Annotated in this window: 24 protein-coding genes; 12 read left to right on the top strand and 12 right to left on the bottom strand. The window is 70.9% G+C overall.

Annotation, left to right across the window (positions count from 1 at the left end; translation table 11 throughout):
- Positions 1 to 36: 36 nt before the first annotated feature.
- Positions 37 to 2,562 carry an FHA domain-containing protein gene (locus OG758_RS35810; protein ID WP_425573485.1) on the bottom strand — a complete coding sequence of 842 codons (2,526 nt, stop codon included), beginning with the start codon at positions 2,560 to 2,562 and terminating at the stop codon, positions 37 to 39.
- A 266-nt stretch (positions 2,563 to 2,828) separates the two neighbouring features.
- Between OG758_RS35810 and OG758_RS35805 the strand changes: the two genes are divergently transcribed.
- Positions 2,829 to 4,685, top strand: coding sequence for a streptophobe family protein (locus OG758_RS35805; protein ID WP_326713698.1), 1,857 nt, complete (start codon positions 2,829 to 2,831; stop codon positions 4,683 to 4,685).
- 113 nt (positions 4,686 to 4,798) lie between these two features.
- Positions 4,799 to 6,037 (top strand): phosphoserine phosphatase SerB, encoded by a 1,239-nt coding sequence (serB, locus tag OG758_RS35800; RefSeq protein ID WP_266565834.1) that lies wholly within the window; start codon positions 4,799 to 4,801, stop codon positions 6,035 to 6,037.
- 98 nt (positions 6,038 to 6,135) lie between these two features.
- Here the strand turns inward: serB and OG758_RS35795 are convergent, their stop codons facing one another.
- The 4 genes from OG758_RS35795 to OG758_RS35780 all read right to left on the bottom strand — a co-directional run bounded on the left by OG758_RS35795 (position 6,136) and on the right by OG758_RS35780 (position 8,651).
- The gene (locus tag OG758_RS35795; RefSeq protein WP_326713697.1) at positions 6,136 to 6,654 is read right to left on the bottom strand and encodes a SixA phosphatase family protein; all 519 of its coding nucleotides are present in this window, start codon (positions 6,652 to 6,654) and stop codon (positions 6,136 to 6,138) included.
- Positions 6,655 to 6,739: 85 nt separating this feature from the next.
- Positions 6,740 to 6,955 carry a hypothetical protein gene (locus OG758_RS35790; RefSeq protein ID WP_326716147.1) on the bottom strand — a complete coding sequence of 72 codons (216 nt, stop codon included), beginning with the start codon at positions 6,953 to 6,955 and terminating at the stop codon, positions 6,740 to 6,742.
- 232 nt (positions 6,956 to 7,187) lie between these two features.
- The gene (locus OG758_RS35785; RefSeq protein WP_264484672.1) at positions 7,188 to 7,307 is read right to left on the bottom strand and encodes an SGM_5486 family transporter-associated protein; all 120 of its coding nucleotides are present in this window, start codon (positions 7,305 to 7,307) and stop codon (positions 7,188 to 7,190) included.
- Between the two features lie 60 nt (positions 7,308 to 7,367).
- Complete coding sequence (locus tag OG758_RS35780; RefSeq protein WP_326713696.1) at positions 7,368 to 8,651, bottom strand: CynX/NimT family MFS transporter; 1,284 nt, start codon at positions 8,649 to 8,651, stop codon at positions 7,368 to 7,370.
- A 128-nt stretch (positions 8,652 to 8,779) separates the two neighbouring features.
- Here OG758_RS35780 and OG758_RS35775 point away from each other — a divergent pair, with 128 nt between their 5' ends.
- The gene (locus tag OG758_RS35775) at positions 8,780 to 9,463 is read left to right on the top strand and encodes a FadR/GntR family transcriptional regulator (protein WP_326713695.1); all 684 of its coding nucleotides are present in this window, start codon (positions 8,780 to 8,782) and stop codon (positions 9,461 to 9,463) included.
- Positions 9,464 to 9,491: 28 nt separating this feature from the next.
- Here OG758_RS35775 and OG758_RS35770 read toward each other — a convergent pair whose 3' ends face one another.
- The 3 genes from OG758_RS35770 to fabG form a co-directional block, all read right to left on the bottom strand.
- A complete protein-coding gene (locus OG758_RS35770) occupies positions 9,492 to 9,869 on the bottom strand; it encodes a hypothetical protein (RefSeq protein ID WP_326713694.1) in 378 nt (125 codons plus the stop codon).
- Between the two features lie 153 nt (positions 9,870 to 10,022).
- Positions 10,023 to 10,790, bottom strand: coding sequence for an enoyl-ACP reductase FabI (gene fabI, locus OG758_RS35765; RefSeq protein ID WP_326713693.1), 768 nt, complete (start codon positions 10,788 to 10,790; stop codon positions 10,023 to 10,025).
- A gap of 5 nt (positions 10,791 to 10,795) precedes the next feature.
- Entirely contained in the window at positions 10,796 to 11,512 is a 717-nt protein-coding gene (fabG, locus tag OG758_RS35760; protein WP_116502852.1) for a 3-oxoacyl-[acyl-carrier-protein] reductase, read from the bottom strand.
- Between the two features lie 244 nt (positions 11,513 to 11,756).
- On the opposite strand from fabG, the gene OG758_RS35755 reads away from it, so the two are divergent.
- Genes OG758_RS35755 through tyrS form a run of 3 tightly spaced genes read left to right on the top strand, consistent with a single transcriptional unit; the run spans position 11,757 to position 16,013 of the window.
- Complete coding sequence (locus OG758_RS35755) at positions 11,757 to 13,301, top strand: TldD/PmbA family protein (RefSeq protein ID WP_326713692.1); 1,545 nt, start codon at positions 11,757 to 11,759, stop codon at positions 13,299 to 13,301.
- Positions 13,298 to 14,692, top strand: a complete 1,395-nt coding sequence (locus OG758_RS35750) for a metallopeptidase TldD-related protein (RefSeq protein WP_326713691.1) — start codon at positions 13,298 to 13,300, stop codon at positions 14,690 to 14,692. The genes OG758_RS35755 and OG758_RS35750 overlap by 4 nt, the downstream gene beginning before the upstream one ends.
- Before the next feature lie 52 nt (positions 14,693 to 14,744).
- The gene (tyrS, locus tag OG758_RS35745; RefSeq protein WP_326713690.1) at positions 14,745 to 16,013 is read left to right on the top strand and encodes a tyrosine--tRNA ligase; all 1,269 of its coding nucleotides are present in this window, start codon (positions 14,745 to 14,747) and stop codon (positions 16,011 to 16,013) included.
- A gap of 81 nt (positions 16,014 to 16,094) precedes the next feature.
- Here tyrS and OG758_RS35740 read toward each other — a convergent pair whose 3' ends face one another.
- Positions 16,095 to 16,370, bottom strand: coding sequence for a GlsB/YeaQ/YmgE family stress response membrane protein (locus OG758_RS35740; RefSeq protein ID WP_326713689.1), 276 nt, complete (start codon positions 16,368 to 16,370; stop codon positions 16,095 to 16,097).
- 215 nt (positions 16,371 to 16,585) lie between these two features.
- Here OG758_RS35740 and OG758_RS35735 point away from each other — a divergent pair, with 215 nt between their 5' ends.
- Together OG758_RS35735 and OG758_RS35730 are read left to right on the top strand one after the other, a co-directional pair.
- Complete coding sequence (locus OG758_RS35735; RefSeq protein WP_382060480.1) at positions 16,586 to 16,972, top strand: DUF3099 domain-containing protein; 387 nt, start codon at positions 16,586 to 16,588, stop codon at positions 16,970 to 16,972.
- Between the two features lie 213 nt (positions 16,973 to 17,185).
- Positions 17,186 to 17,389 carry a hypothetical protein gene (locus OG758_RS35730; RefSeq protein WP_326716146.1) on the top strand — a complete coding sequence of 68 codons (204 nt, stop codon included), beginning with the start codon at positions 17,186 to 17,188 and terminating at the stop codon, positions 17,387 to 17,389.
- A 9-nt stretch (positions 17,390 to 17,398) separates the two neighbouring features.
- Here the strand turns inward: OG758_RS35730 and moaA are convergent, their stop codons facing one another.
- The 3 genes from moaA to OG758_RS35715 all read right to left on the bottom strand — a co-directional run bounded on the left by moaA (position 17,399) and on the right by OG758_RS35715 (position 20,526).
- A complete protein-coding gene (gene moaA, locus OG758_RS35725) occupies positions 17,399 to 18,388 on the bottom strand; it encodes a GTP 3',8-cyclase MoaA (RefSeq protein ID WP_326713687.1) in 990 nt (329 codons plus the stop codon).
- A 144-nt stretch (positions 18,389 to 18,532) separates the two neighbouring features.
- On the bottom strand, positions 18,533 to 20,161 hold the full coding sequence (locus tag OG758_RS35720; protein WP_326713686.1) for a solute symporter family protein: 1,629 nt from the start codon (positions 20,159 to 20,161) through the stop codon (positions 18,533 to 18,535).
- Positions 20,158 to 20,526 (bottom strand): DUF485 domain-containing protein, encoded by a 369-nt coding sequence (locus tag OG758_RS35715; protein WP_326713685.1) that lies wholly within the window; start codon positions 20,524 to 20,526, stop codon positions 20,158 to 20,160. The genes OG758_RS35720 and OG758_RS35715 overlap by 4 nt, the downstream gene beginning before the upstream one ends.
- Before the next feature lie 335 nt (positions 20,527 to 20,861).
- Here OG758_RS35715 and OG758_RS35710 point away from each other — a divergent pair, with 335 nt between their 5' ends.
- The 4 genes from OG758_RS35710 to OG758_RS35695 all read left to right on the top strand — a co-directional run bounded on the left by OG758_RS35710 (position 20,862) and on the right by OG758_RS35695 (position 26,652).
- Positions 20,862 to 22,403 (top strand): S8 family peptidase, encoded by a 1,542-nt coding sequence (locus OG758_RS35710; protein WP_326713684.1) that lies wholly within the window; start codon positions 20,862 to 20,864, stop codon positions 22,401 to 22,403.
- Positions 22,404 to 22,503: 100 nt separating this feature from the next.
- Positions 22,504 to 24,042, top strand: coding sequence for a S8 family peptidase (locus tag OG758_RS35705; RefSeq protein WP_326713683.1), 1,539 nt, complete (start codon positions 22,504 to 22,506; stop codon positions 24,040 to 24,042).
- An 87-nt stretch (positions 24,043 to 24,129) separates the two neighbouring features.
- Positions 24,130 to 25,536, top strand: a complete 1,407-nt coding sequence (locus OG758_RS35700) for a CoA transferase (protein ID WP_326713682.1) — start codon at positions 24,130 to 24,132, stop codon at positions 25,534 to 25,536.
- Between the two features lie 84 nt (positions 25,537 to 25,620).
- Positions 25,621 to 26,652, top strand: a complete 1,032-nt coding sequence (locus OG758_RS35695; RefSeq protein WP_442810373.1) for a CopD family protein — start codon at positions 25,621 to 25,623, stop codon at positions 26,650 to 26,652.
- Positions 26,653 to 26,656: the final 4 nt, after the last annotated feature.

Here is a 26,656-nt window from a genome sequence, read left to right as displayed (position 1 = left end):
TGCGGGGTGCCGCCCTTCATCCGTGCGCGGGTCACGCTACTTGCGCATGACCTCGGGCTCGTGGCGGCGCAGCAGGCGCGCCACCGCGAAGCCGCAGATGACACCGAGGGCGATCAGGATCGCGAGGTTGATGCCCCACTGGCTCACCGAGTGCTCCCACAGCGGGTCCAGGTCGTTCGGGTGAGCCTGGTCCCACGGCGGCATGAGATGCGCGAGGTCGAGCGTCGAACCGGCGCCGGCGATGGCCCAGCGCGACGGCATCAGCCACGCGAACTGCTCCAGGCCCGGCGAGCCGTACACCTGGAACAGGATGCCGGTGAAGACGACCTGGACGATCGCGAACATGACCAGGAGCGGCATCGTCTTCTCGGCGGTCTTCACCAGCGAGGAGATGACCAGGCCGAACATCATCGACGTGAAGCCCAGCGCGATGATCACGATGCACAGCTCGACGGCCGGCGGCATCATCAGACCCTCGGCCGGCAGGTCGCGCGGGATGAAGCCGATGGCGCAGATGATCACGCCCTGGATGGCCGTGACGACGCCGAGGACGATCACCTTGGACATCAGGTACGCCGAGCGGGACAGGCCGGTGGCCCGCTCCCGTTCGTAGATGACGCGTTCCTTGATCAGCTCACGTACGGAGTTGGCCGCGCCCGAGAAGCACATGCCGACCGCGAGGATCAGCATGATCGTGCCGGCGTCGCCGTTGAACCGGGACGGCGGCTTGGGCGGGCCCAGGCCGAAGTCGGCCGGGATCACCGTGCTGACGACGCCGAGGACCGCCGGCAGGATCACCATCAGGCCCAGGAAGCCCTTGTCGGACGCGATCACCGACGTGTAGCGGCGGATCAGGGTCCACAGCTGTGACCCCCAGCCCTGCGGCTTGGGCGGCTTCATCGCCTGCGGCGGCGGCATGTGTACGGACTGTGCGGCGACGGCGTCGATGTCCGCGGCGTACATCTGGTAGTGCTGCGAGCCCTTCCAGCGGCCCGCCCAGTCGTAGTCGCGGTAGTTCTCGAAGGCGGAGAAGACATCGGCCCAGGTGCTGTAGCCGAAGAAGTTCAGGGCCTCCTCGGGCGGACCGAAGTACGCCACCGAACCGCCCGGCGCCATCACCAGGAGCTTGTCGCAGATCGCCAGCTCGGCGACCGAGTGCGTGACGACGAGGACCGTGCGGCCGTCGTCGGCGAGGCCGCGCAGGAGCTGCATGACGTCGCGGTCCATGCCCGGGTCGAGGCCGGAGGTCGGCTCGTCCAGGAAGATCAGCGACGGCTTGGTGAGGAGCTCCAGGGCGACGGAGACGCGCTTGCGCTGGCCACCGGAGAGGGAGGTGACCTTCTTCTCCTTGTGGATGTCCAGCTTGAGCTCGCGCAGCACCTCGTCGATGCGCTGCTCGCGCTCCTGCTCGCTGGTGTCCGAGGGGAAGCGCAGCTTGGCCGCGTACTTGAGGGCCTTCTTGACGGTCAGTTCCTTGTGCAGGATGTCGTCCTGCGGGACCAGACCGATGCGCTGACGCAGCTCGGCGAACTGCTTGTACAGGTTCCGGTTGTCGTAGAGCACGTCGCCCTTGTTGGCGGGCCGGTAGCCGGTGAGCGCCTTGAGCAGGGTGGACTTGCCGGAGCCCGAGGGGCCGATGACCGCGATGAGCGACTTCTCCGGGACGCCGAAGGAGACGTCCTTGAGGATGTCCTTGCCGCCGTCGACCGTCACCGTCAGATGGCGGGCGGAGAAGGAGACCTCACCGGTGTCGACGAACTCCTCGAGACGGTCGCCGACGAGGCGGAACGTCGAGTGGCCGACGCCGACGATGTCGTTCGGGCCGAGCAGCGCGGAGCCGCCCTTGGCGATCGGCATACCGTTGACGTACGTGCCGTTGTGCGAGCCGAGGTCACGGATCTCGTAGCGGCCGTCGGGCGTCGCGTGGAACTCGGCGTGCAGGCGCGAGACCTGGAGGTCGGAGACCACCAGCTCGTTCTCGAGGGCACGGCCGATCCGCATCACGCGGCCGAGGGCCAGTTGGTGGAACGTGGTGGGGCTGCGGTCGCCGTACACCGGCGGAGCCCCCGCGACACCGCCGGGCCCCTGCTGGGGCGGGATCTTCTGCGCCTGCTGCGGCTGCTGCCAGCCCTGCTGCGCGGGCACCTGCTGCTGCGGGGCGTTGTGCGCCCAGCCGGGGCCGCCACCCTGCGGCGCGGCGTGCGGCTGCTGGGCCGGCGCCTGCTGCGGGTGGGCCTGCTGCTGGGCCGCGGGCACGGCCGCGCCGGAGGCGCTGCCCGAGAGGTTGACCCGCGGACCGTCCGTCGCGTTGCCGAGGTGCAGCGTCGAGCCCGGGCCGATCTCCATCTGATGGATCCGCTGGCCCTGCACGAACGTGCCGTTGGTGGAGCCGTGGTCCTCGATGACCCAACTCCGGCCGCCCCAGCTGATGGTGGCGTGACGCCAGGACACCCTGGCATCGTCGATCGCGACGTCCCCCTGCGGATCACGTCCGAGGGTGTATTGCCTGGACGGGTCGAGCGTCCAGGTCCTTCCATTCAATTCCAGTACGAGTTCCGGCACTCCATGCCCCACTGAGTTGTCCCCCGAGCTAGCCCCCATCTTGGGGAGTCTAGGGATGTCGAACATCGTGGGGAACTATTTCAGGCGGAGCCCCCTGACCGAAAGTCGGGCCTTGAGGCGGGCCTTGTGAAGACTGTCCACGCGCCTGTACGCCCTCCCCGTTGACGAGGCAGAAACAGCCCCGGAGAGTGGTAAGCGCCCACAAGTGCCTACGGATCATGCGCGAATGGACATCCGATACATCACGGTACGGATCGGGGGCCCTGATGGAGATCGTTGTTCGGGGGAGCGGGCGCGAGGACGTGCGCTGGAGCGACGTACTGCTCTCCGCGGTCGCCTCCGTGAGCTGGGCGTTCATCGGGATGGCGGCGGTCGCCGCGGCCGGCCTTCATCTGCTCGGTGCGGATTCCGCGGGTTCGCTCGGCCCGATGACGGTCGCGGTGGTGGCCCTTGGAGTGGGTGGGAAAGTCACGCCGTCGGGAGACGTCTCGGCCTTCGGACTGGACGGCGCGCAGGCCCGCACGGCGATCGATATCGCGCCGCTCGGTGTGGGCCTCACGGGCGCTCTGCTGCTCAGCTGGTTCTTCCTGCGTTCCTTACGTGGGGCGGGAGTTGAGGTCACGCCGGCCGAACTCGCGGCACGCGCGGGGAGCGTGGTCGCACTGTTCCTGGCGATGCTCGCAGGGCTTGCCCGGGCGGGTCACGACCTCATCACGATTGACGGCGGGAAGCTCGGGCTCGACCGGATACCGGACGGGGATCTGCCGGGCGGCATCAAGGACAAGCTGCCGGGCGGCATCGACCTCGGAGGGCTCCTGCCGGACCACATCGGCGGCCTCGCGGACGCGAAGGCGACGGTCGGGTTCACCGTCGAGACCGGGTCCTCACTGCTGGGCGGCGCCGCGTGGGTGATCGGCGTCCTGCTGATCGCACTGCTCGCCTCGCGTCGGACGCCGCTCCCGCGCCCACTCGACGCGCTGCACCGGGTGGTCCGTCCCGCCGTTTCGTCGCTGGTCACGGTGTTACTGGTAGCGGTTGCCGCGGGGCTCGCGGCGGCGGCGTGCGCGATGATCGGCGACGACCATCCGCGGCGGATCGCGGGCGCCGCGCTGCTCGGGGCACCCAACGGGGTGTGGCTCGGCATTCCCCTCGGCCTCTTCGTCCCGTGGGACGGCAAGGCGACGGGCGCCCTCGCGCAGGCCCTTCCCCACCCGGTCGACGAGCTGCTGCGGATACACACGAACGAGCCGGTGACGCTGGGCCGTCTTGCCGAACTGGACGACAGGATATGGCTGTTGGCCTTCGCGACCGTCCTGATGACGGTGCTCGCAGGCGTGTTGACCGCCACACGGACACCTGCGGTGACCGGCGGGCCCGGGTCGCGGCCGATGGGCGCCGTCGGCTTCGCCGGGAGGTGCGCGCTGCGGCTCGGGGTCGTCACGGCGCTCGGCCTGCCGCTGCTCGTGCGGCTGACGGACGTGTCGGCGGACGCCTCGCTGTCCGTACTCGGCTTCGACGCGTTCGGGGCCGGCATCGAGCTGCACGGACATCTCGGCATGGCGCTGCTGCTCGGGGCCGCTTGGGGAACGGGGGCGGGAGCGGTGGGGGCGTTGCTGGCTCACGGGGCGGGGGCGGCGGGCCGGCGGGCGGCTCCTGCTGCACTGGGCGGGGGCGGCGTGGAACGGGGGGACGGCGTGGTCGGGCCCGTCCCGCCCCGGGAGGCGGGGCCGTATCGGCCGAGCACTCCGTACCGGGCGTCGCCGGACGCGACGAACCCGTATCTGAAACCGCCGGACGAACGGGCAGGCGATCGGTCGGGGGATAGGTCGGGGAATGGATCGAGCGATCGGTCGCGGGGTCGGTCGGGCAATCGGCAGGGTGATCTGCCGGACGATCTGTACGGGGCGCCGACGATGGTGGGGCCGGTCAGGCCACCGGTGCCGCCGCGTCCGCGGGGGCGGCCCGGGTCGGGTTCCGGGTCGGGTTCCGGGTCCGCCAAGGGCGGATGGCCCGTGCCGCCACCGCCTCCTCCCCCACCGCCACTGCCGCGTTCACCATCACCGTCACCGTCGTCGCCGGACGAGGAGGGGCCGCCGCCACCGCGGAGGGGCCCGCGCGGCTGAGCCGAGTACGGGAGGCGGACGACGAAGGGGCCGGTCGGGGCGGGCGCCGCACATGTCCGCCACACGGACCACCACCGCGCACCGCGACGTGGGCCGGATAACGTGGGACCACCATGAGTGCTTCGCAGCCCCGCCACCCCGCTGACGTCCCGGTCGCAGTTCCGGACGACGTCCCGACGCTCCTCGTCAAGATATTCGGCAAGGACCGCCCCGGCATCACCGCCGGGCTCTTCGACACCCTCGCCGCCTACTCCGTCGATGTCGTCGACATCGAGCAGGTCGTCACCCGCGGCCGCATTGTCCTGTGCGCCCTGGTGACGGAGCCGCCCCCCGGTCTCGAGGGCGACCTGCGGGCCACCGTCCACAGCTGGGCGGAGTCCATGCGGATGCAGGCCGAGATCATCTCGGGCATCGGCGACAACCGTCCGCGCGGTCTCGGCCGCTCGCTCGTCACCGTGCTCGGCCACCCGCTGACCGCGGAGACGACGGCCGCCATCGCCGCCCGGATCACCGGCACCGGCGGCAACATCGACCGTATCTTCCGGCTCGCGAAGTACCCCGTGACCGCAGTCGAGTTCGCCGTCTCCGGCACCGAGACCGAGCCCCTGCGCACCGCACTCGCGACGGAGTCGGCGGCGCTCGGCGTCGATGTCGCCGTCGTCGCGGCCGGGCTGCACCGACGCGCCCAGCGCCTCGTCGTGATGGACGTCGACTCGACGCTCATCCAGGACGAGGTCATCGAGCTCTTCGCGGCGCACGCCGGCTGTGAGGACAAGGTCGCCGAGGTCACCGCGGCGGCGATGCGGGGCGAGCTGGACTTCGAGCAGTCGCTGCACGCGCGGGTCGCGCTGCTCGCCGGGCTCGACGCGTCGGTCGTCGACAAGGTCCGCGCCGAGGTGCGGCTCACGCCCGGCGCGCGGACCCTGATCCGCACACTGAAGCGGCTCGGCTATCAAGTGGGTGTCGTCTCGGGCGGATTCACCCAGGTCACGGACGATCTGCAGGACCGGCTCGGGCTCGACTTCGCCCAGGCCAACACCCTGGAGATCGTCGACGGAAAGCTGACCGGCCGGGTCACCGGCGAGATCGTGGACCGCGCGGGCAAGGCGCGTCTGCTGCGCCGGTTCGCAGCGGAGGCCGGGGTGCCGCTCGCGCAGACCGTGGCGATCGGCGACGGTGCCAACGATCTGGACATGCTGAACGCGGCGGGCCTCGGTGTCGCCTTCAACGCGAAGCCCGTGGTCCGCGAGGCCGCGCACACCGCGGTGAACGTGCCGTTCCTCGACACCGTCCTCTACCTGCTCGGCATCACCCGTGAAGAGGTCGAGGCCGCGGACGCCCACGACGACTGACTCCGGTCGACGCGGACGATCACTGATGCGGCGGGCCCCGGTACCCATGCGGTACCGGGGCCCGCCGACGTATCAGGGTCCGGCCGTCGGGCGACGGGTCACTCGGACGGTGCCCAGTAGTCGAGGAGGGTGGCGGTGCCCGGTTCGAGGGACTTCCAGGGGCCGGTGAAGGACAGGACCACGAAGGCTGACGTCGGGAAGCCACGTCGGGCCATCCGCTCCCCCGCGTCGCCGTCGACCTGCCCGGAGAGGACGTCGGCGAGCCCCTGGATCCCGGGGTTGTGGCCGACCAGCACCGCGCTCCGCACGTCGTCCGGGGTCTCGTTCAACACGGCGATGAGCTCACCGGGCGAGGCCTCGTAGACCCGCTCCTCGTACACCGTCCTTGGCCGGTGGGGCAGCTCGTGGACGGCGAGCTTCCACGTCTCGCGGGTCCTCGCGGAGGTCGAGCAGATGGCCAGGTCGAGGTCGATACCGGAGTCGGCGAGCTTGCGGCCGGCGACGGGGGCGTCCTTGCGGCCCCTCTCGGCGAGCGGCCTCTCGTGGTCGGAGACCTGGGGCCAGTCCGCCTTCGCATGCCGGAAAAGGACAATCCTGCGGGGTTCTGCGACGCTCATGGGTCCCAGCTTCGCACGAAACCGGCCACGGGGCGCAGAGAGTTGAAGCGCTCGACCGGCACGGGTGACGCGCCTTGCGGGCCGCTCACGGGGCCGTGTGCAGCACCGCCTGCTGGATGCGGTCGAGGAGCTGGCCGACTGCCGGGTCGCCGGTCGCGGCGTGCGCGTCGGCCGGGTTGAGTATCAGGAGCAGGAGTACGGCGAAGGTGATCGCGGGCAGGGCGATCGCCCACCACGGGAGCCTGACGTCGACGCCGCCCGCTGGGGCCGGGTGGGGCCGGGTGTGCGTAGGGGCCGACATGACGCCTCCGGGGTCATCGAGATGCTCGGTGCCGTGGTCCGCGGTGCTCGCGGTCACATCTCGAATTTACGGAAGGCCGGGCGCTCAACCCATCCGGTGATCCACCCAGTTGACCCTGACACTGACCCCCTAGGGGTTAGGGGTGCTAGCCCCACCGGCCCTGGCCGCGAACGGTCCGGGGACCGCCGTCACGGTGCCGCGATGACGTCTATGGCGGGTACGGCGTCGACGGTCACGGTGAGGCGATCGAGGCGATGACCGCGATGATCACGGTGATGGCCAGCATCGAGCCGAGCACGATGAGGAGCTTCTTCTGGCCGTTCTGGGGGTTCGGGTCGAGCACAGGCGACATGCGGTCAGTCTCGCACCCTTTGCCCCGGCTCCGGGAGCCGGGGTGGGCACCGGGCGGAGGTCAGACCGCGCCGGCCGGAGCGGCCTCGTCCTCGACCGTACGGTTGCGTCCCGCGATGACGCCCACCACGATCTGCGGCACCATCAGGGCCGCCATCAGCGCGATCGGGACGCCCCAGCCGCCGCTGTGCTGGTAGAGCACACCGACGAGCAGCGGTCCCGGGATGGAGATCAGATAGCCGGTGCTCTGGGCGAAGGCGGAGAGCTTGGCGACGCCCGTGCCGGTCCGCGCCCGCATGCCGACCATCGTCAGGGCGAGCGGGAAGGCGCAGTTGGAGATGCCGAGGAGGACGGCCCACGCCCAGGCGCCACCGGAGGGGGCGAGGTAGAGGCCCGCGTAACCGGCGAGTCCGCACACACCGAGGGCGACCACGATGGGGCCCTGGCTGGGCAGCCGGGTGGCGAGGCGCGGGATGACGAAGGCGAGCGGTACGCCCATCGCCATGGTGACGGCGAGCAGCACGCCGGCGGTGCCCGCGGAGACTCCGGCGTCACGGAAGATCTGGGCCATCCAGCCCATGGTGATGTAGGCGGCGGTGGCCTGGAGGCCGAAGAAGACGGCCAGCGCCCAGGCCGTGCGGCTGCGGGTGATGCGCAGCCCGTCGTCCTGCTGCGAGGTGCCGGCGGTGATGCCGCCCTCGGCTCCCCGTTCGCGTACGAGCGTGATCCACGGGACGACGGCGGCCACGGCGAGAGCGGCCCAGACCGCGAGTCCGGTCTTCCAGTTGCCGCCGAGCGCGTCCGTCATGGGCACGGTCACGGCCGCCGCGAGGGAGGTGCCGAGCGCGAGGGCCATCGAGTAGAGGCCGGTCATGGAGCCCACGCGGTCGGGGAACCAGCGCTTGACGATCACCGGCATGAGGACGTTGCTGACCGCGATGCCCATGAGGGCGAGGCCGCTGGCGACGAGGAAGCCGACGGTGCTGCCGGTGAACGGACGGATCACCAGACCGGCGGCGATCGCGGCCATGCCGGCGCACACCACGGCGCCGGGGCCGAAGCGGCGGGCGAGCCGGGGCGCCATCACTCCGAAGATCGCGAAACAGAGCGGGGGTACGGAGGTGAGGAGGCCGGCGACGCTGCCGCTCATGCCGAGCCCGTCGCGCACCTCTTCGAGGAGGGCACCGAGGCTGGTGATGGCGGGGCGCAGGTTCAGAGCCGCGAGGACGATGCCCACGATCATCAGGCGCACGGCCCACGCGCGCGTGGGCGCTGTTTTCGCTTCGGGTGCGCTCTCGGTCCGTATCGGGGGCTGTGTCATCGTCGGGGTTTCCTCACTGGCCATGACCCCATCTTAGAATCATGGGATGATTGGGTGTCCAATCGGATTGCGTCACACTTGGCGCGGCCACCCCGCCCGCGCCCGTTTCTGCCCGCCCCCGGTTCGCCCGGGACATCGCACCAAGGACCGTCATGCCGCTGACCTCCCCCAGGCGCTCGGCTCTCTCCGAACAGGTCATCGCGGAGCTGCGCGCCCAGATCTCGTCGGGCGAGTGGCCGGTGGGCTCCCGCATCCCTACCGAGCCCGAGCTGGTCGAGCAGCTCGGCGTCGCGCGCAACACGGTGCGCGAGGCCGTGCGCGCACTCGCCCACAACGGCCTGCTCGACATCCGGCAGGGGTCGGGCACCTACGTCGTCGCGACCAGCGAGCTGGCGGGCGTGATGCAGCGCAGGTTCGCCGACGCCGACCCCCGGCACATCGCCGAGCTGCGCTCAACCCTGGAGTCCAGCGCCGCGAGCCTCGCCGCGCAGCGTCGTACCGAGCGCGACCTCAAGCAGCTCGACGCGCTGATGGTGCGCCGCGAGGACGCCTGGGCGTCGGGCGACGCGGAGGCGTTCGTGGCGGCCGACGCGACCTTCCACCTGGCGGTCGTGGCCGCGTCGCACAACGACGTCATGACGGCGATGTACGCGGACCTCGGTGAGGTCCTGCGGGACGTCCTGCGCGTGGATGTGGGCGAGGAGCTGACGCCCGAGAACCACATGGACCACACGGGTCTGCTCGACGCGATCCGGGTCGGTGACGCGGCGGCGGCCGCCGCCGAGGCGGCGCGCTATCCGTTCCTGTGCCTGCCGATCCCGTCCGCCACTCAGTAGGCCGAAAACCCAGGCCCGGGCCCGGCGCTCAGTCGTCGACCTTGGCGTGGCTGATCCAGGCCGAGCGGACCTCTTTCCAGCACCGGCCGGTGAGCCGCACGGTCTCGGCGGCCTCGGCCGGAACCAGCCCGCCGTCGCTGTCTATGTCCCACCAGCGGTCGCACTCGACGTGCAGGCTGACCGCGTCGGTCGCCAGGTACGGGTTGTGGCAGTACGCCGTCACGTCCGAACCGGAGACGGTCACCCGGCAGTCCGCTCCGAAGGGCTCGGTCCTGCGGTCGTCCCCGCCGTCGGCCACGCGCGCGTGGGGCGCGGTCCGGGCGGGGTGGGAAGCGGCGTCGTAGGGCACCGCGAAGAGGAGTACGAGAGCTGCGAGTACCGGGGCACTGCGCTGGAAAAGGCGCACAAGGGGACCTCCTCGGCCGTACGGGAGAGGGGGAACGGACGCCTTCTCAGCCTGCGTGCCCACCCCGCGCGCCCGCCCGGCCGGTGGGCCGAACGGGTGACGCCCCGCCCCCCGCGCAGTGCGGGGAACGGGGCGTCGGCCACGTACGGGTGATCAGGCGCCGATCGCGTGCAGACCGCCGTCGACGTGGATGATCTCGCCGGTGGTCTTCGGGAACCAGTCGCTCAGCAGGGCGACGATGCCCTTGCCGGCCGGCTCCGGGTCCTTGAGGTCCCACTCCAGCGGAGCGCGGTCGTCCCAGACGGCGGCCAGCTCGCCGAAGCCCGGGATGGACTTGGCGGCCATGGAGCCGATCGGGCCGGCCGAGATGAGGTTCGAGCGGACGTTCTGCTTGCCGAGGTCACGCGCGAGGTACCGGTTGGTGGCCTCGAGGGCGGCCTTGGCCGGGCCCATCCAGTCGTACTGCGGCCAGGCGTACTGGGCGTCGAAGGTGAGGCCGACGACCGAGCCGCCGTTCTGCATCAGCGGCAGGCAGGCCATGGTCAGCGACTTCAGGGAGAAGGCGGAGACGTGCATGGCCGTGGCGACCGACTCGAACGGGGTGTTGAGGAAGTTGCCGCCGAGGGCGTCCTGCGGCGCGAAGCCGATGGAGTGCACGACGCCGTCGAGGCCGCCGAGCTCCTCGCCGACGACCTCGGCGAGGCGGCCGAGGTGCTCGTCGTTGGTGACGTCGAGCTCGATGACCTTGGTGGGCTTGGGGAGCTTCTTGGCAATGCGCTCGGTCAGCGTGGGCCGCGGGAACGCGGTGAGGATGATCTCCGCACCCTGCTCCTGGGCCAGCTTCGCGGCGTGGAAGGCGATGGAGGACTCCATCAGCACACCGGTGATCAGGACGCGCTTGCCCTCGAGAATTCCGCTCATGGTGATCAGTGACCCATGCCCAATCCGCCGTCGACGGGAATGACGGCTCCAGTGATGTACGAGGCGTCGTCCGAGGCGAGGAACCGCACCGTCGCGGCGATCTCCTCGGGCTGCGCGTAGCGGCCGAGGGGCACCTGCTTCACGATGCCCTCGCGCTGCTCGTCGGTGAGCGCCTTGGTCATGTCGGTGTCGACGAAACCGGGCGCGACGACGTTGAAAGTGAGGTTGCGCGACCCGAGCTCACGGGCGAGGGAGCGCGCGAAACCGACCAGACCCGCCTTCGACGCGGCGTAGTTCGCCTGTCCCGCGGAGCCGAGCAGGCCGACCACGGAGGAGATGAGTACGACGCGGCCCTTCTTGGCGCGCAGCATGCCGCGGTTGGCACGCTTCACGACCCGGAAGGTGCCGGTGAGGTTGGTGTCGAGGACCGACGTGAAGTCGTCCTCGGACATGCGCATGAGGAGCTGGTCCTTGGTGACGCCGGCGTTGGCCACGAGGACCTCGACGGGACCGTGCTTCTCCTCGATCTCCTTGTAGGCCTGCTCCACCTGCTCGCTGTCGGTGATGTCGCACTTGACGGCGAGGAAGCCGGCCTTCTCCAGCTCGGCCGCGTCGCCCGAGCGGTATGTGATCGCGACCTTGTCGCCGGCGTCGGCGAACGCACGGGCGATGGCGAGGCCGATGCCCCGGTTTCCTCCGGTGACGAGAACCGAGCGGCTCAACGGATCACCCTTTCGATAGCGGTCTGGTACCTCGAAAACCTATCGGTACCGCCCTGGATACGGAGAATCGACCACCGACAGTGGCGCCGGACAGTCACTGTCGGGTCCCTACAGAAAAGTGTGGCCGCGGGGCCCGCCGACGCGACATGATCGGGGTTGACCGGCGCCCGTACCCGGGAGCGGCCGGTGCCCGAGGCTCCTGACAGCGCTGACGACAGCGCCTCCGACAGCAGGGAGAACATCCGTGCCCCATTCGATCGATGAAGCCTTCACGGCGCTGCCGCTGCGGGCCCTCGCCGATGCCGCGCTGGCCCGCGCGCGGGCTCTCGGCGCCGACCACGCGGACTTCCGCCTGGAGCGGGTGCGCAGCGCGGAGCGGCGCCTGCGGGACGCGCGGCCCGCGGGCTCGTCGGACACCACGGACCTCGGGTACGCGGTGCGGGTCGTCCACGGCGGCACATGGGGCTTCGCGTCGGGCGTGGATCTGACGATGGACGCGGCCGCGAAGGTGGCGTCGCAGGCCGTCGCGATGGCGAAGCTGTCGGCGCAGGTGATCAAGGCCGCGGGTTCGGACATGGGAGCACCCGGGCAGTGGGGGAAGGTGGAGCTGGCCCCCGAGCCGGTGTACGAGGACCGGACGTGGGTGTCCTCGTACGAGATCGATCCGTTCTCCGTGCCGGACGAGGAGAAGGCCGGGCTGCTCGCCGACTGGAGTGCGCGGCTGCTCGGTGCGAACGGCGTCGACCATGTGGACGCCTCGCTGCTCACCGTGCACGAGAACAAGTTCTACGCCGACACGGCGGGGACGGTGACGACGCAGCAGCGAGTGCGGCTGCATCCGCAGCTGACGGCGGTCGCCGTGGACGGTTCGAGCGGCGAGTTCGATTCCATGCGGACGCTCGCGCCGCCGGTGGGCCGGGGCTGGGAGTACCTCACCGGGACCGGCTGGGACTGGGACCGCGAGCTGGCCGAGATCCCGGAGCTGCTCGCCGAGAAGATGCGGGCGCCCAGCGTCGAGGCGGGCCTGTACGACCTCGTGGTCGACCCGTCCAACCTGTGGCTGACCATCCACGAGTCCATCGGCCACGCGACCGAGCTGGACCGGGCGCTCGGCTACGAGGCGGCGTACGCGGGCACGTCCTTCGCCACGTTCGACCAGCTCGGCAAGCTCAGGTACGGCTCCGAGATCATGAACGTGACGGGTGACCGCACCGCCGAGCACGGCCTCGCGACCATCGGGTACGACGACGAGGGCGTGGCCGGGCAGTCCTGGGACCTGGTCAGGGACGGGACGCTCGTCGGCTATCAGCTGGACCGCCGCATCGCGAAGCTGACGGGCTTCGACCGGTCGAACGGCTGCGCGTACGCGGACTCCCCCGGCCATGTGCCCGTCCAGCGCATGGCGAACGTGTCGCTCCAGCCGGACCCGGGCGGCCTGTCGACCGAGGACCTGGTCGGGGGCGTCGACCGCGGGATCTACGTCGTCGGCGACCGTTCCTGGTCGATCGACATGCAGCGCTACAACTTCCAGTTCACGGGGCAGCGCTTCTACCGCATCGAGAACGGCCGGCTCGCCGGACAGCTGCGCGATGTCGCCTACCAGGCCACGACCACCGACTTCTGGGGTTCGATGGCGGCGGTCGGCGGCCCGCAGACGTACGTGCTGGGCGGCGCGTTCAACTGCGGAAAGGCCCAGCCGGGGCAGGTCGCTGCGGTGTCGCACGGCTGCCCGTCCGCCCTCTTCAAGGGCGTGAACATTCTGAACACCACGCAGGAGGCCGGTCGATGAGCCCTCGTACGAACAAGCCGCACGAGATCGTCGAGCGTGCCCTCGAACTGTCCACGGCCGACGGCTGCGTGGTCATCGCCGACGAGCAGTCCACCGCCAATCTGCGCTGGGCGGGCAACGCGCTCACGACGAACGGGGTCACGCGCGGGCGCACCCTCACGGTCATCGCGACCGTCGACGGCAAGGAGGGCACGGCCTCCGGGGTCGTCTCCCGCTCGGCCGTGACCACGGACGACCTCGAACCGCTGGTGCGGGCCGCCGAGGCCGCCGCCCGGGGTGCGGCGCCCGCCGAGGACGCCGGGCCGCTGGTCTGCGGAGTGCCGCACTCCCCCGACTTCACGGACGCGCCCGCCGAGACCTCGTCGGCCGTCTTCGCGGACTTCGCCCCGGCCCTGGGCGAGTCGTTCGCCCGCGCCCACGCGGGAGGCCGTGAGCTGTACGGCTTCGCCAACCACGAGCTCGTCTCCAGCTATCTCGGTACGTCGACGGGCCTGCGCCTGCGGCACGACCAGCCGAACGGGACGCTGGAGGTGAACGCGAAGTCCCCGGACCGGACGCGCTCGGCCTGGGCAGGGCGCTCGACGCGCGACTTCAAGGACGTCGACCCGGGCGCGCTCGACGCCGAGCTGGCGCAGCGCCTCGACTGGGCGCGCCGCCGCATCGACCTGCCCGCGGGCCGTTACGAGACGCTCCTGCCGCCGACCGCGGTCGCCGACCTGCTGATCTACCAGCTGTGGTCGTCCGCGGCCCGGGACGCCGCCGAGGGCCGGACCGTCTTCAGCAGGCCGGGCGGCGGCACGCGCGTCGGCGAGCGGCTGACGGAGCTGCCGCTGACGCTGCGCAGCGACCCGAACGAGCCAGGCCTGGAGTCGGCGCCGTTCGTCCTCGCGCACGCTTCGGGCGACAGCGCCTCCGTGTTCGACAACGGGCTGCCGCTGACGGCGACGGACTGGGTGCGCGAGGGCGAGCTGGCCCATCTGACGGCGACCCGGCACAGCGCGGGCCTCACCGGTCTCCCGGTGGCGCCGGCGATCGACAACCTGATCCTGGACGGGGGTGAGGACCGTTCCCTGGACGAGATGGTCGCGGCCACCGGGCGCGGGCTGCTCCTGACCTGCCTCTGGTACATCCGCGAGGTCGACCCGGCGACGCTGCTGCTGACCGGTCTGACCCGGGACGGGGTGTACCTCGTGGAGGACGGCGAGGTGGTGGGCGAGGTGAACAACTTCCGGTTCAACGAGTCGCCCGTCGACCTGCTGGGGCGCGCGGTGGAGGCCGGGCGGACGGAAAAGACGCTGCCCAGGGAGTGGAGCGACTGGTTCACTAGGGCTGCGATGCCCGCCCTGCGGATGCCGGACTTCAACATGAGCTCGGTCAGCCAGGGCGTATGACCCCGTAACCTGGTCGGGCAGCATCCAAGTCATCCGAGGAGATACGAGAACCGTGACGGACATCGTCGACGAACTTCAGTGGCGCGGCCTGCTGGCCCTGTCCACTGACGAGGACGCATTGCGCAAGGCGTTCGCGGACGGTCCCCTCACGTTCTATTGCGGGTTCGACCCGACCGCGCCGAGTCTCCACCTCGGCAACCTGGTCCAGATCCTCACCATGCGCCGCATCCAGCTCGCGGGGAACCTCCCGCTGGGCCTGGTCGGCGGGGCCACCGGCCTGATCGGCGACCCGAAGCCGAACGCCGAGCGGACGCTGAACGCCCCGGAGACGGTGGCGCTGTGGGTCGAGCGGCTGCGCGGGCAGATCGAGCGGTTCCTCGACTTCGAGGGCCCGTACGCCGCCCGCATGGTCAACAACCTGGACTGGACCTCGGGTCTGTCGGCGATCGACTTCCTGCGGGACATCGGCAAGTACTTCCGGGTCAACAAGATGATCGCCAAGGAGGCCGTCTCCCGACGGCTCAATTCCGACGCGGGCATCAGCTACACCGAGTTCAGCTACCAGATCCTCCAGGGCATGGACTTCATGGAGCTGAACCGTCGCTACGGCTGCACGCTGCAGACCGGCGGCAGCGACCAGTGGGGCAACCTCACCGCGGGCACCGACCTGATCCACCGGGTCGAGCCGGAGGCGTCGGTGCACGCGCTGGCCACCCCGTTGATCACCAAGGCGGACGGCACCAAGTTCGGCAAGACGGAGTCCGGCACGGTCTGGCTCGACGCCGAGCTGACCACCCCGTACGCCTTCTACCAGTTCTGGCTGAACGCCGACGACCGTGATGTGTCCAAGTTCCTGCGGATCTTCAGCTTCAAGTCCCGTGAGGAGATCGAGGACCTGGAGCGGCAGACCGAGGAGCGGCCGCAGGCGCGGACCGCCCAGCGGGCCCTGGCCGAGGAGCTGACGACGCTGGTGCACGGCGCCGACCAGTGCGCCGCCGTCATCGCCGCGTCCAAGGCGCTGTTCGGGCAGGGTGACCTGGGTGAGCTTGACGAGGCGACCCTCGCGGCCGCCCTGTCCGAGCTGCCGCACGCGAAGGTCGACGCGCTCGGCCCGGTCGTGGACCTGCTCGCCGAGGTCGGTCTCGTGGCGAGCAAGTCGGCCGCCCGGCGCACGGTGAAGGAGGGCGGCGCGTACGTGAACAACGTGAAGGTCGCCGCCGAGGACGCGGTGCCGGCCGCGGACGAGCTGCTGCACGGGCGCTGGCTCGTGCTGCGCCGCGGCAAGAAGAACCTGGCGGCGATCGAGGTCGTCAGCGCCTGAGCGCACAGCTTCTGAACACGCTCCGATACAAGGTGGAGGGGCGGCCACGCACCTGGTGCGTGGCCGCCCCTCCGCCTTGTCTCAGACGCGCTGCTTGTCGCGTCGCAGGGCCACCCAGGCCATGTCTCCCAGCCATACGATGAGCACAGCTCCGGCGAGTTGGAGCAGGTGGCGGGTCCAGTCGATGCCCTTGGTTTCGTTGACGCCGATCCAGGTGGCGACCGAGTTGCCCAGCACGCTGCCGATGATTCCGAAGATCACGGTCAGCCACAGAGGGATCTGCTGCTTGCCCGGCAGGATCGCCTTCGCGATCAGTCCGAGCACCAGACCCACGATGATCGCCCACAACCAGCTCATGTTGTCGCCTCCTCTGTGGCGCGCTGTGCGCATCTGCGCCCAGTCTCGGCTTATCCGCCATACAGCGCATGTCGGGCGCATCCGTACGCGGTACGGCGCAGCGAGTACGCACAGGTCGGGCCCGCCCCGGTCTCGAACGGGGCGGAAGCCGGGCGTACGGTGGAAGGAGTCCGGACCGGGGAGAGTCCGGCATGGCAGGCAGGCGGTGGAACGTGATGCGGAAGCAGAGCAGCGGCGAGGTCTTCCGGATCACCGGGGCGAGGCAGGGCCTCGCCGAGGACGTCCGTGGCAGGCAGCGTCGCTATGTCATCTCGATGTCGGTCCGCACTGTCGCCGTGATCCTCGGCGCGGTCCTGTGGAACATCGAACGCCCGGTCGCGATCGTGGCCCTGGTGCTCGGTCTGCTGCTCCCGTACGTCGCCGTGGTGATCGCCAACGCGGGCCGGGAGAACGTCCCTTCGCTGCCGTCGACCTTCGTGTCCCCGCCGGTGCGGCCGATGCTCACGCCGCCCACGGACACCACCTCGGCGGAATCCGATCCGGAGGACAACGCCGGAGCGTACGACGAGGAGCGGCTTGATCACTTGGGTGACCGCGGCTGACCACCGACGATCCGCAAAGCTCAAGAAAAGCTCAGATCAATCATGTAGTTCCGGTGCCGGGCGGCCGGTCCCCCATGGCATACTTCGTACGCGCTCCGCATCCCCCGTCGGAGCGACGGACCGACGCCGGGCAGCTCCCCCCGTGGCTGCTCGGCGTCGCCTTTGTTCGGGCGCGTATGTTTTGGGGCGGTACCTGTGAGTGACGAAAACCCGATGTGTTCCGCCAAGGGCTGCCGCGTCGACGCGGTCTGGGTGCTCGCCTGGAACAACCCGAAGCTGCACACGCCGGAGCGGCGCAAGACGTGGCTCGCGTGCGACGAACACCGCGAGCACCTCTCCCAGTTCCTCGGTGTGCGCGGCTTCCTGAAGGACGTCGTCGCGCTGAAGGACTGGGAGTCCGGGGACCACGAGGGCTGAGGCCCCGGGTCAGCCGCCGATCGCGGACATCGGGCGCTCGGGCTGGAGGAACGTCGGGTCGTCCAGGCCGGAGCCGGCCTTCTTGCCCCACATCGCGAGCTTCCAGATACGGGCGATCTCGTCGTCCCCGCTGTCCGAGCGCAGGGCCGCGCGCAGGTCCGTCTCCTCGCTGGCGAACAGGCAGGTGCGCACCTGTCCGTCGGCGGTGAGCCGGGTGCGGTCGCAGGCCGAGCAGAACGGGCGGGTGACGGAGGCGATGACACCGACGCGCTGCGGTCCGCCGTCCACCAGCCAGCGCTCGGCGGGGGCGGAACCCCGCTCGCCGGAGCCTTCGGGCGTGAGGGCGAAGCGCGTGCGCAGGGACGTGAGGATGTCACCGGCGGTGATCATGCCGTCGCGCTTCCAGCCGTGCTGGGCGTCCAGCGGCATCTGCTCGATGAAGCGCAGCTCGTAGTCGTGCTCGACGGCCCAGGCCAGGAGTTCGGGTGCCTCGTCGTCGTTCAGCCCCGGCATCAGCACGGAGTTGACCTTGACGGGGGTAAGGCCGGCCTCGCTTGCGGCTTCGAGGCCGGCGATGACGTCCTTGTGACGGTCGCGCCGGGTGAGGGTCTTGAAGACGTCGGGGCGCAGGGTGTCCAGCGAGACGTTGACCCGGTCGAGGCCGGCCTGCTGGAGGGCGGCGGCGGTGCGCTTGAGTCCGATCCCGTTCGTCGTCAGGGACATCTGGGGGCGGGGCTCCAACTGGGCCACGCGCTCCACGATGCCGACGAGGCCGGGGCGCAGCAGGGGCTCGCCGCCGGTGAACCTGACCTCCGTGATGCCGAGCTGCGTGACGGCGATCCGGACGAGCCGGACGATCTCGTCATCCGTGAGCAGATCGGGCTTGGCCAGCCACTGAAGGCCCTCTTCGGGCATGCAGTACGTACACCGGAGATTGCACCGGTCGGTCAGCGAGACGCGGAGGTCTGTAGCCACTCGGCCATAAGTGTCGATCAGCACGTGGGCCCCCTCTCCGATGCGGATCTGATAGTCCGACCCTACGCGATGGGTCTGTCGTGAGGGGGCTCCAGATCCCACGGGAGCGGGACGGCCGCATCGTAGATCCATACGAGGATCGGCGAGGCGGCCGTCCGAATCCCGAGGTCAGTGGGCTCCCGTACCGGTGAGGGAGCGGACTTCGAGCTCCGCGTACTTGCCGGCGTCCGCCTTCTCCTTGGACAGGACGGTGCCGAGCCAGCCGAGCAGGAAGCCGACCGGGATCGAGATGATGCCCGGGTTGTCCAGCGGGAACCAGTGGAAGTCGACGCCCTTGAACATGGACGTCTTCGGGTTTCCGGAGACGACCGGCGAGAACAGCACCAGGAAGACCGCCGCGAAGAGGCCTCCGTAGATCGACCAGAGCGCGCCCTGGGTGGTGAAGCGCTTCCAGAAGAGGCTGTAGAGGATCGTCGGCAGGTTGGCGGAGGCGGCGACCGCGAAGGCGAGCGCGACCAGGCCGGCCACGTTCAGGTCGCGGGCCAGGGCGCCGAGGCCGATGGAGACGATGCCGATGAAGACGGTCGCCCAGCGGGCCGCCTTCATCTCCTGCTTCTCGGAGGCCTTGCCCTTCTTGATGACGTTCGCGTAGATGTCGTGCGCGAACGAGGAGGACGAGGCGAGGGTCAGGCCCGCGACGACCGCGAGGATCGTGGCGAAGGCGACCGCCGAGATCGTCGCGAGGAGGATCGCGCCCCACGACGAGTCGACCCCGCCGAGGTGGAGGGCGAGCAGCGGCGCCGCGGTGTTGCCCGCCGGGTTGGACGCGATGATCTCTTCCGGCTTGATGAGGGCGGCGGCGCCGAAGCCGAGCGCGATCGTCATCAGGTAGAAGGCACCGATGATGCCGATCGCCCAGTTCACGGACTTACGCGCGGCCTTGGCGGTGGGGACCGTGTAGAAGCGGATCAGGATGTGGGGCAGTCCCGCGGTGCCGAGGACGAGCGCGATGCCGAGCGAGATGAAGTCGATCTTCGACGTCGACGTGGCCCCGTACTTGAGTCCGGGCTCCAGGAACGCGGCGCCCTTCCCGCTGTTGGACGCCGCCTTGCCGAGCAGGTCGGAGATGTTGAAGTTGAACTTCAACAGGACCAGGAAGGTGAGCAGGATCGTGCCCGCGATCAGGAGCACGGCCTTGACCATCTGGACCCAGGTGGTGCCCTTCATGCCGCCGATGGTGACGTACACGATCATGAGAAGACCGACCAGGGCGACGATGCCGACCTTGCCCGCGTCGGACGTGATGCCGAGGAGCAGCGAGACGAGGACGCCCGCGCCCGCCATCTGCGCGAGCAGGTAGAAGATCGAGACGACGATCGTGGAGGTGCCGGCGGCGGTGCGGACCGGGCGCTGGCGCATCCGGTAGGCGAGGACGTCGCCCATCGTGTAGCGGCCGGAGTTGCGCAGCGGCTCGGCGACCAGGAGCAGGGCGACGAGCCAGGCGACGAGGAAGCCTATGGAGTAGAGGAAGCCGTCGTAGCCGAAGAGGGCGATGGCTCCGGCGATGCCGAGGAACGAGGCCGCGGACATGTAGTCGCCGGAGACGGCGAGTCCGTTCTGGAAGCCGGTGAACTGGCGCCCGCCCGCGTAGAAGTCGGAGGCGTTCCTCGTCTGGCGGCCCGCCCAGACGGTGATCACCAGGGTGGCGAGGACGAACACCGCGAACAGGGAGATGATCAGCGGCCGGTGCTCGCTCGCCTCACCCGCGGCGAGTACCTGCGTGACTGCGGGGCTCATGCGCCGCCCTCCATCCGGGACTTGATCGCCTCGGCCTTGGGGTCGAGCTTGGTGGCGGCGTGGCGGGAGTACCACCAGGCGATGAGGAACGTGGTCAGGAACTGGGCGAGGCCGAGGACCAGCGCGACATTGATGTTGCCGAAGAGCTTGGTGCCCATGAAGTCGCCCGCGTAGTTCGACAGCAGCACGTACAGCAGGTACCAGGCGATGAACGCGACGGTCAGGGGAAAGGCGAACGAGCGGTGCGCGTGGCGCAGTTCGGCGAACTCCGCGCTCTGCTGCTCCGCGATGAATTCCTCCGTGGAGGGCGGTGCGGATCGGCTGCGGGAGCCGCCTTTCGGCGGTGGCGGTGCATCGGTGGCCACGGAGTCTCCTCGCGGTGGGGGTGCGGCGGGTGAAGCGGACATGTGGTTCTCAGACCTCACAGTGATCTGGATCACCTGGGCCGGGAGGCGATGGTAGGGCGACCGAGCGTGATCCGACAGGGGGCGGGGACCGTGCGCATGCCCCCTGCTCAACGTCACGGGAGCACGCGCGCACCGGTTCAACCGCGTTGCCCAGTCATGCGCTTTCTTTGGGATTTCATTGCTGGCCTGCGAGGACCCGGGATACGTTCACCCGAGCACCACGCGTCATGCACCTACCCGGGCACCAACTGTGTTCGGGCTTTTCCATATACGACGGATGATGTGGAGATCCCATGGCTCATCTGCGCTCCAGACGCCGGCCGGCGCTCACCCTGCCGCTCGGCCTCGCGCTCACCGCGTCCCTCGGCTTCCTGCCCGGCGCCGCGCAGGCCGCACCCGCCGACTCCCCCGCCACCACGGCCCGTTCGGCCACCGCCGACGCCGGGGCACTCGCGTACGTCGTGAACACCAGGACGGACCACCGCACCCTCGCGTCCGTGAAGAAGGCGATCGCCGAGGCCGGCGGGACCGTCGTCACCTCGTACGACCGGATCGGCGTGATCGTCGTCCACGCGTCGAACCCGGACTTCGGCCGGCAGATCCGTGCCGCCAAGGGCGTGCAGTCGGCGGGCGCCACGCGTACGTCCCCGCTCGTCGCGGCCGGCACCACGGACGAGGGCGCCGCCCAGGTCCTGTCGAAGGCGCAGGCCAAGTCCCTTGCCGCGCACGCAGCTTCGGGCGCCGAGCCGCTGGAGGCCGACCAGTGGGACCTGCGGGCGATCGGCGCCGACAAGGCCGCGAAGATCAACCCGGGCAGCCGCGACGTCACGGTCGGCGTCATCGACACCGGCGTCGACGACACCCACCCCGACCTCGCCCCGAACTTCTCCGCCTCGCAGTCCGCGAACTGTGTCGGCGGCAAGGCGGACACCTCGCCCGGCGCGTGGCGCCCGTACGACCCGGCCGAGGACTACCACGGCACCCACGTCGCGGGTGAGATAGCCGCGGCCCGCAACGGCATAGGCGTCGCCGGGGTCGCTCCCGGTGTGAAGGTCGCGGGCATCAAGGTCAGCGACCCCAATGACGGCCTCTTCTATCCGGAGAACGTGGTCTGCGCCTTCGTGTTCGCCGCCGACCACGGCGTCGAGGTCACCAACAACAGCTATTACGTGGACCCTTGGCTCTACAACTGCATGGACGACCCGGACCAGAAGGCCATCGTCGACGCGGTCGACCGGGCCCAGCTGTACGCCCAGAAGAAGGGCACCCTCAACCTGGCGTCGGCCGGCAACTCCAACGACGACCTGGACTCGGACGCGCTCGTCGACGACTCCAGCCCCGACGACGCGACGCCGGTCCACCGCACGATCGACCCGCACAAGTGCTTCGACATCCCGACCCAGCTGCCGGGCGTCGTCACCGTCAGCGCCTCGGGACCGACGGGCGCCAAGGCGTACTACTCCAGCTACGGCAAGGGTGTCATCGACATCGCGGCGCCGGGCGGCGACAAGTACCAGTTCCCGGACACCCCGTCGAAGAACGGCCGCATCCTGTCGACGATGCCGGGCGGCCAGTACGGCTTCCTCCAGGGCACGTCGATGGCGTCGCCGCACGCCGCCGGGGTCGCCGCGCTGCTCAAGTCGGCGCACCCGAAGGCCACTCCGGCCCAGCTCCAGGCCCTGCTCAAGGCCGAGGCCGACAACCCGGGCTGCCCGTCGGACCCGTACGACGGGGACGGCGACGGTGTCGTCGACGCCACCTGCGAGGGCGGGAAGCGCGTCAACGGCTTCTACGGCTTCGGCATCGTCGACGCGCTCGACGCCGTCAAGAAGTGACCCGGACGCACGCCGAGCAGCCCCGCACCAGAGGTACCCGGGGCGGCTCCGGCTGCCTGCCGCTCCACGCATCCCGAACGCAACGAACCCAGGAGACACCATGACGGCGCCCTTCGCGCGCTCCCGCTCCATCCGCCGTTCGATAGCCATTCCGGCCGGGATGGCCATGGCCACGGCGCTCGCGTTCCTGCCGAACGCGACGGCGTCGGCCGCGGGTCAGGCCCCGCAGGCCCCGGTCGCCACGGACGGCCCCTCGCTGAGCTATGTGGTCAACGTGCGTTCCGGACACGGCACTTCGGCCGCCGTCCAGAAGGAGATCACCAAGGCCGGCGGCACCGTCGTCATCGCGTACGACAAGATCGGTGTCATCGTCGCGCACTCCTCGAACCCGGACTTCGCGAAGACGATCCGCAAGGCCCGCGGGGTCGACTCGGCGGGCGCCACGCGCACCGCGCCGCTGCCCGCCCAGTCCACGGCCGACCTCGGCGCCCCGAAGGCGCTGACCGCCGCCCAGCTGGCGGCCACGGCCGGTCAGGCCACCGCCGGACAGGACCCGCTGGAGCCGTTGCAGTGGGACCTGCCCGCCATCAAGGCGGACAAGGCGCACGAGAAGTCGCTCGGCAGCAGCAAGGTCACCGTCGCGGTGATCGACACCGGCGTCGACGACACCCACCCGGACATCGCGCCGAACTTCGACCGCGGGGCGTCCGCGAACTGCGTCTCGGGGAAACCGGACACGACGGACGGCTCCTGGCGTCCCAGCGCCTCGGAGAGCCCGCACGGCACGCATGTCGCGGGTGAGATCGCGGGCGCCAAGAACGGCGTCGGCATCACGGGTGTCGCGCCCGGCGTGAAGGTGTCGGGCATCAAGGTGGGCAACCCGGACGGCTTCTTCTACACGGAGGCCGTGGTGTGCGGCTTCGTGTTCGCGGCCGAGCACGGCGTCGACGTCACCAACAACAGCTATTACACCGACCCGTGGTACTTCAACTGCACGGACGACCCGGACCAGAAGGCCCTGGTGAAGGCCGTCGCGCGGGCCTCGCAGTACGCGGAGAAGAAGGGCGCCGTGAACGTCGCGGCGGCGGGCAACGAGAACTACGACTTCGCCTCCGACGAGATCACCGACCCGTCGAGCCCGAACGACACGACGCCCGGCGACCGGGTCATCGACCCGTCCAAGTGCTTCGACATCCCGACGCAGCTGCCGGGCGTCGTCACGACCGCGGCGACCGGGGCCAAGGGCCTCAAGTCGTCGTTCTCCAACTACGGTCAGGGCATCATCGACATCGCGGCCCCCGGCGGCGACTCGACGGCCTACCAGACGCCGGCGCCGCCCGCCACGAGCGGCCTGATCCTCGGCCCGCTGCCCGGCGGTAAGTGGGGCTACATGGCCGGTACGTCGATGGCGTCCCCGCACGTCGCCGGCGTCGCCGCGCTGATCAAGTCGACGCACCCGCACGCCTCCGCGGCGGCCGTGAAGGCGCTCCTGTACGCGCAGGCCGACGCCACGCCGTGCACCGACCCGTACGACATCGACGGCGACGGCAAGGTCGACGCGGTGTGCGAGGGCGGCAAGAACAAGAACGGCTTCTACGGGCACGGCATCGCCGACGCCCTGGACGCGGTGACCAAGTAATCGCGTAGGCACGGCGGTTCAGGTGGGCCGGGCGGCTGCGTCCGGCCCACCTGTGTCGTTCCGGAGGCCGTGCGCGATAGTGCCCGCATGACATATGCACCGGTGGGTGAGGGAACGCGGGCGTCCTGGGCGGCGCTCGGCGGTGACCCGGCCCTGACCTCGCACATCGCGTCCGTAGTACGCGAAGGGGCGCTGCCCGCGCGGCTGCCCGTGATCGACCTGGCACGCGCGTGCGTGGGCGCGTGCTCGATGGCCGCGGCCGAGCTGGCCGCCCGGCGCACCGGACGGCCCGTACCCCGTGTGGTCCTCGACGACGGCGCCCTGGCCACCGCGTTCGTCAGCGAGCGGCATCTGCTGATCGACGGGCGCGCGACGGTCAACTTCGCGCCGCTGTCCCGGTTCTGGCGCACGGCGGACGGCTGGCTGCGCACCCACGCCAACTATCCGCACCACCGGGCACGGCTCCTGGCCGCGCTCGGGCTCGGCGACGACGCGTCCGTGGAGCGGGTCGCCGCGCTGCTCGCGGAGCGGTCGGCCACCGACGTCGAGGAGACCGTGTACGCCGCCGGGGGCCTGGCCGTCGCCCTGCGCACCATGGAGGAATGGGCCGCGCACCCTCAGGCGGTGGCGATCGCCGGGCGGCCGCTGCTCGACCGGGAGCGGCTCGACAAGGCGGCGCCCCGGTCACTGCCCCCGCTCACGGGCGACCCGCTGCTGCCCGCGTCCGGCCTTCGCGTCCTCGACCTGACGCGGGTCACCGGCGGGCCCGTCGCCACGCGCACCCTCGCACTCTTCGGTGCGGACGTGCTGCGCGTCGACGCCCCACAGCTGCCGGAGGATCCGGAGGCGCACGCGGACACCGGGTTCGGGAAGCGGTCCACGCGGCTCGACCTGACGGGCGCAGCGGACCGGCGCGCCCTCGAGGACCTCCTCACGGGCGCGGACGTCGTCGTGACCGGCTACCGGCCCGGCGCGCTCGACCGGTTCGGCCTCGCCCCCGATGCGCTGGCGTCCCGCAGGCCGGGGCTCGTCGTGGCGCAGCTGTCCGCGTGGGGTGCGTACGGGCCGTGGGGCGAACGGCGCGGCTTCGACAGCGTGGTGCAGGTGGCCACGGGCATCGCGGCCGTCGAGGGATCCGGGGAGCGGCCGGGGGCGCTGCCCGCGCAGGCCCTGGACCACGGCACGGGCTATCTCCTGGCGGCGGCCGTGCTGCGCGCCGTCACCGAGCAGTTGGACGAGGGCGGCACGCGCGCGCTGCGACTGGCTCTCGCCCGGACCGCGCACTGGCTGACGCGGGAGCTCCCGCACGGGACCACCGCGGCCGCGGAGACGTACGACGCCGAGAACCCGGCGCGCTGGCTCGCGGAGACCGGCAGTCCCGCGGGACGGCTGCGGCACGCGCTGCCGCCGGCCGGCTTCGCCGGAGGGCCTGTCAACTGGGCCCGTCCGCCCGGGCTTTGGGGTGCCGACTCGCCCGGGTGGCGGCATGGCTGAAGCCGGCCGCTCAGGCGGAATGACACTGCGCCAGTTGTTTTCCTGGACTTGCCCGGATCTGTCACACCTGGTGAAGATCATGTGGTGAGTTCCATACGACCGACCACCGAGGTGCCCGCCCCCGGCGGGGACGACCCCGCCCTTCCCGCCCGACGGCCCGCCACCTGGCGGGCCGTCGCCGTGCTCGTCCTCGTCGCCGCGGCCGCGGCGATCCCCCTGCTCGGGCCCTCCGCCGCCCTTGACGGCACAGGAGAGGCAGCGGCGCCCGGGGTCACCGGCGTGGCGCTCCTTCGGACGGTCCTGTTCGCCGCCCTCTGCGTACAGGCGGGCGAGCTGTTCGCGGCGCGGCTGTCCCGGCGGGTGCCCGGGGCGCCGTCCATGGACGGGCCGCGCAGCTGGTCGGCTTACGCGCCCTGGGCGGGGTTCCTGGCCGCGCTGGGGCTCGCGTCGATCGTGGCGAACGGCAACCTCGTGCCGCACGCGCTCTCCGACCTGGACATCGCCGGGCTCTACGGGACCAGGGACGGCACCCTCGCCCTCCTTGAGGTCAACGCGTTCGTGGTGGCGGCCCTGCGCGCCCGGTCGCGCCGCCCGGCGACCGCGCTCGTGCCGCTGGCCGCCGTCGTGGTGGCCGAGGCGCTGCGCGCCCACCCGCCGGCCGAGCACACGGCGTACCTGGGCTCGGCCCTGACCGTCGTCCATCTGACGTGTGCCGCGCTGTGGGTGGGCGGTCTGCTGCACGTCCTGCGCACGCTGCGCCGCTGGCGTACGACGGCGCCCGAGGCGGGAGCCGCGCTGCTGGGGCTCTACGCGCGCGTGGCGGCCGTCCTGCTCGCCGCCCTCACGGCGACCGGTGTGTGCAGCACGCTGCGCCGGATGCCGGTGGCCACCGTCCTCGACCAGCTGGTGACGACGGCCTACGGGCGCACCCTGCTGGCGAAGGTGATCCTCGTGGCCGTCGTCTCCGTGTTCGCGCTGGCCGCGCGGGGGCGGCTGCGCCACGGCGGCCTGGGGGCCGCGTACGTGCCCGCGCGCGCGGAGGTGGCCGCCTTGGGCGTGGTGGTCGCGGTGTCGGCCGTCCTGACCGCGCTGCCGCTCCCGATCCGCTGGTCGTGAACCC

The organism is Streptomyces sp. NBC_01474, assembly GCF_035918215.1.
GTDB lineage: Bacteria > Actinomycetota > Actinomycetes > Streptomycetales > Streptomycetaceae > Streptomyces > Streptomyces aureus.
This window is presented reverse-complemented; position numbering and strand designations above follow the sequence as displayed.

What these genes read in the sequence shown, in the direction of transcription:
- OG758_RS35790 (WP_326716147.1), bottom strand. Translation starts at nt 6,955, where the DNA reads ATGTCGGCCCCTACGCACACCCGGCCCCACCCGGCCCCAGCGGGCGGC.
- OG758_RS35775 (WP_326713695.1), top strand. Translation starts at nt 8,780, where the DNA reads ATGCCGCTGACCTCCCCCAGGCGCTCGGCTCTCTCCGAACAGGTCATC.
- OG758_RS35710 (WP_326713684.1), top strand. Translation starts at nt 20,862, where the DNA reads ATGGCTCATCTGCGCTCCAGACGCCGGCCGGCGCTCACCCTGCCGCTC.
- OG758_RS35730 (WP_326716146.1), top strand. Translation starts at nt 17,186, where the DNA reads ATGTGTTCCGCCAAGGGCTGCCGCGTCGACGCGGTCTGGGTGCTCGCC.
- OG758_RS35720 (WP_326713686.1), bottom strand. Translation starts at nt 20,161, where the DNA reads ATGAGCCCCGCAGTCACGCAGGTACTCGCCGCGGGTGAGGCGAGCGAG.
- OG758_RS35705 (WP_326713683.1), top strand. Translation starts at nt 22,504, where the DNA reads ATGACGGCGCCCTTCGCGCGCTCCCGCTCCATCCGCCGTTCGATAGCC.
- OG758_RS35735 (WP_382060480.1), top strand. Translation starts at nt 16,586, where the DNA reads ATGCGGAAGCAGAGCAGCGGCGAGGTCTTCCGGATCACCGGGGCGAGG.
- OG758_RS35795 (WP_326713697.1), bottom strand. Translation starts at nt 6,654, where the DNA reads ATGAGCGTCGCAGAACCCCGCAGGATTGTCCTTTTCCGGCATGCGAAG.
- OG758_RS35785 (WP_264484672.1), bottom strand. Translation starts at nt 7,307, where the DNA reads ATGTCGCCTGTGCTCGACCCGAACCCCCAGAACGGCCAGAAGAAGCTC.
- OG758_RS35780 (WP_326713696.1), bottom strand. Translation starts at nt 8,651, where the DNA reads ATGGCCAGTGAGGAAACCCCGACGATGACACAGCCCCCGATACGGACC.
- OG758_RS35750 (WP_326713691.1), top strand. Translation starts at nt 13,298, where the DNA reads ATGAGCCCTCGTACGAACAAGCCGCACGAGATCGTCGAGCGTGCCCTC.
- OG758_RS35740 (WP_326713689.1), bottom strand. Translation starts at nt 16,370, where the DNA reads ATGAGCTGGTTGTGGGCGATCATCGTGGGTCTGGTGCTCGGACTGATC.
- OG758_RS35700 (WP_326713682.1), top strand. Translation starts at nt 24,130, where the DNA reads ATGACATATGCACCGGTGGGTGAGGGAACGCGGGCGTCCTGGGCGGCG.
- fabI (WP_326713693.1), bottom strand. Translation starts at nt 10,790, where the DNA reads ATGAGCGGAATTCTCGAGGGCAAGCGCGTCCTGATCACCGGTGTGCTG.
- OG758_RS35805 (WP_326713698.1), top strand. Translation starts at nt 2,829, where the DNA reads ATGGAGATCGTTGTTCGGGGGAGCGGGCGCGAGGACGTGCGCTGGAGC.
- serB (WP_266565834.1), top strand. Translation starts at nt 4,799, where the DNA reads ATGAGTGCTTCGCAGCCCCGCCACCCCGCTGACGTCCCGGTCGCAGTT.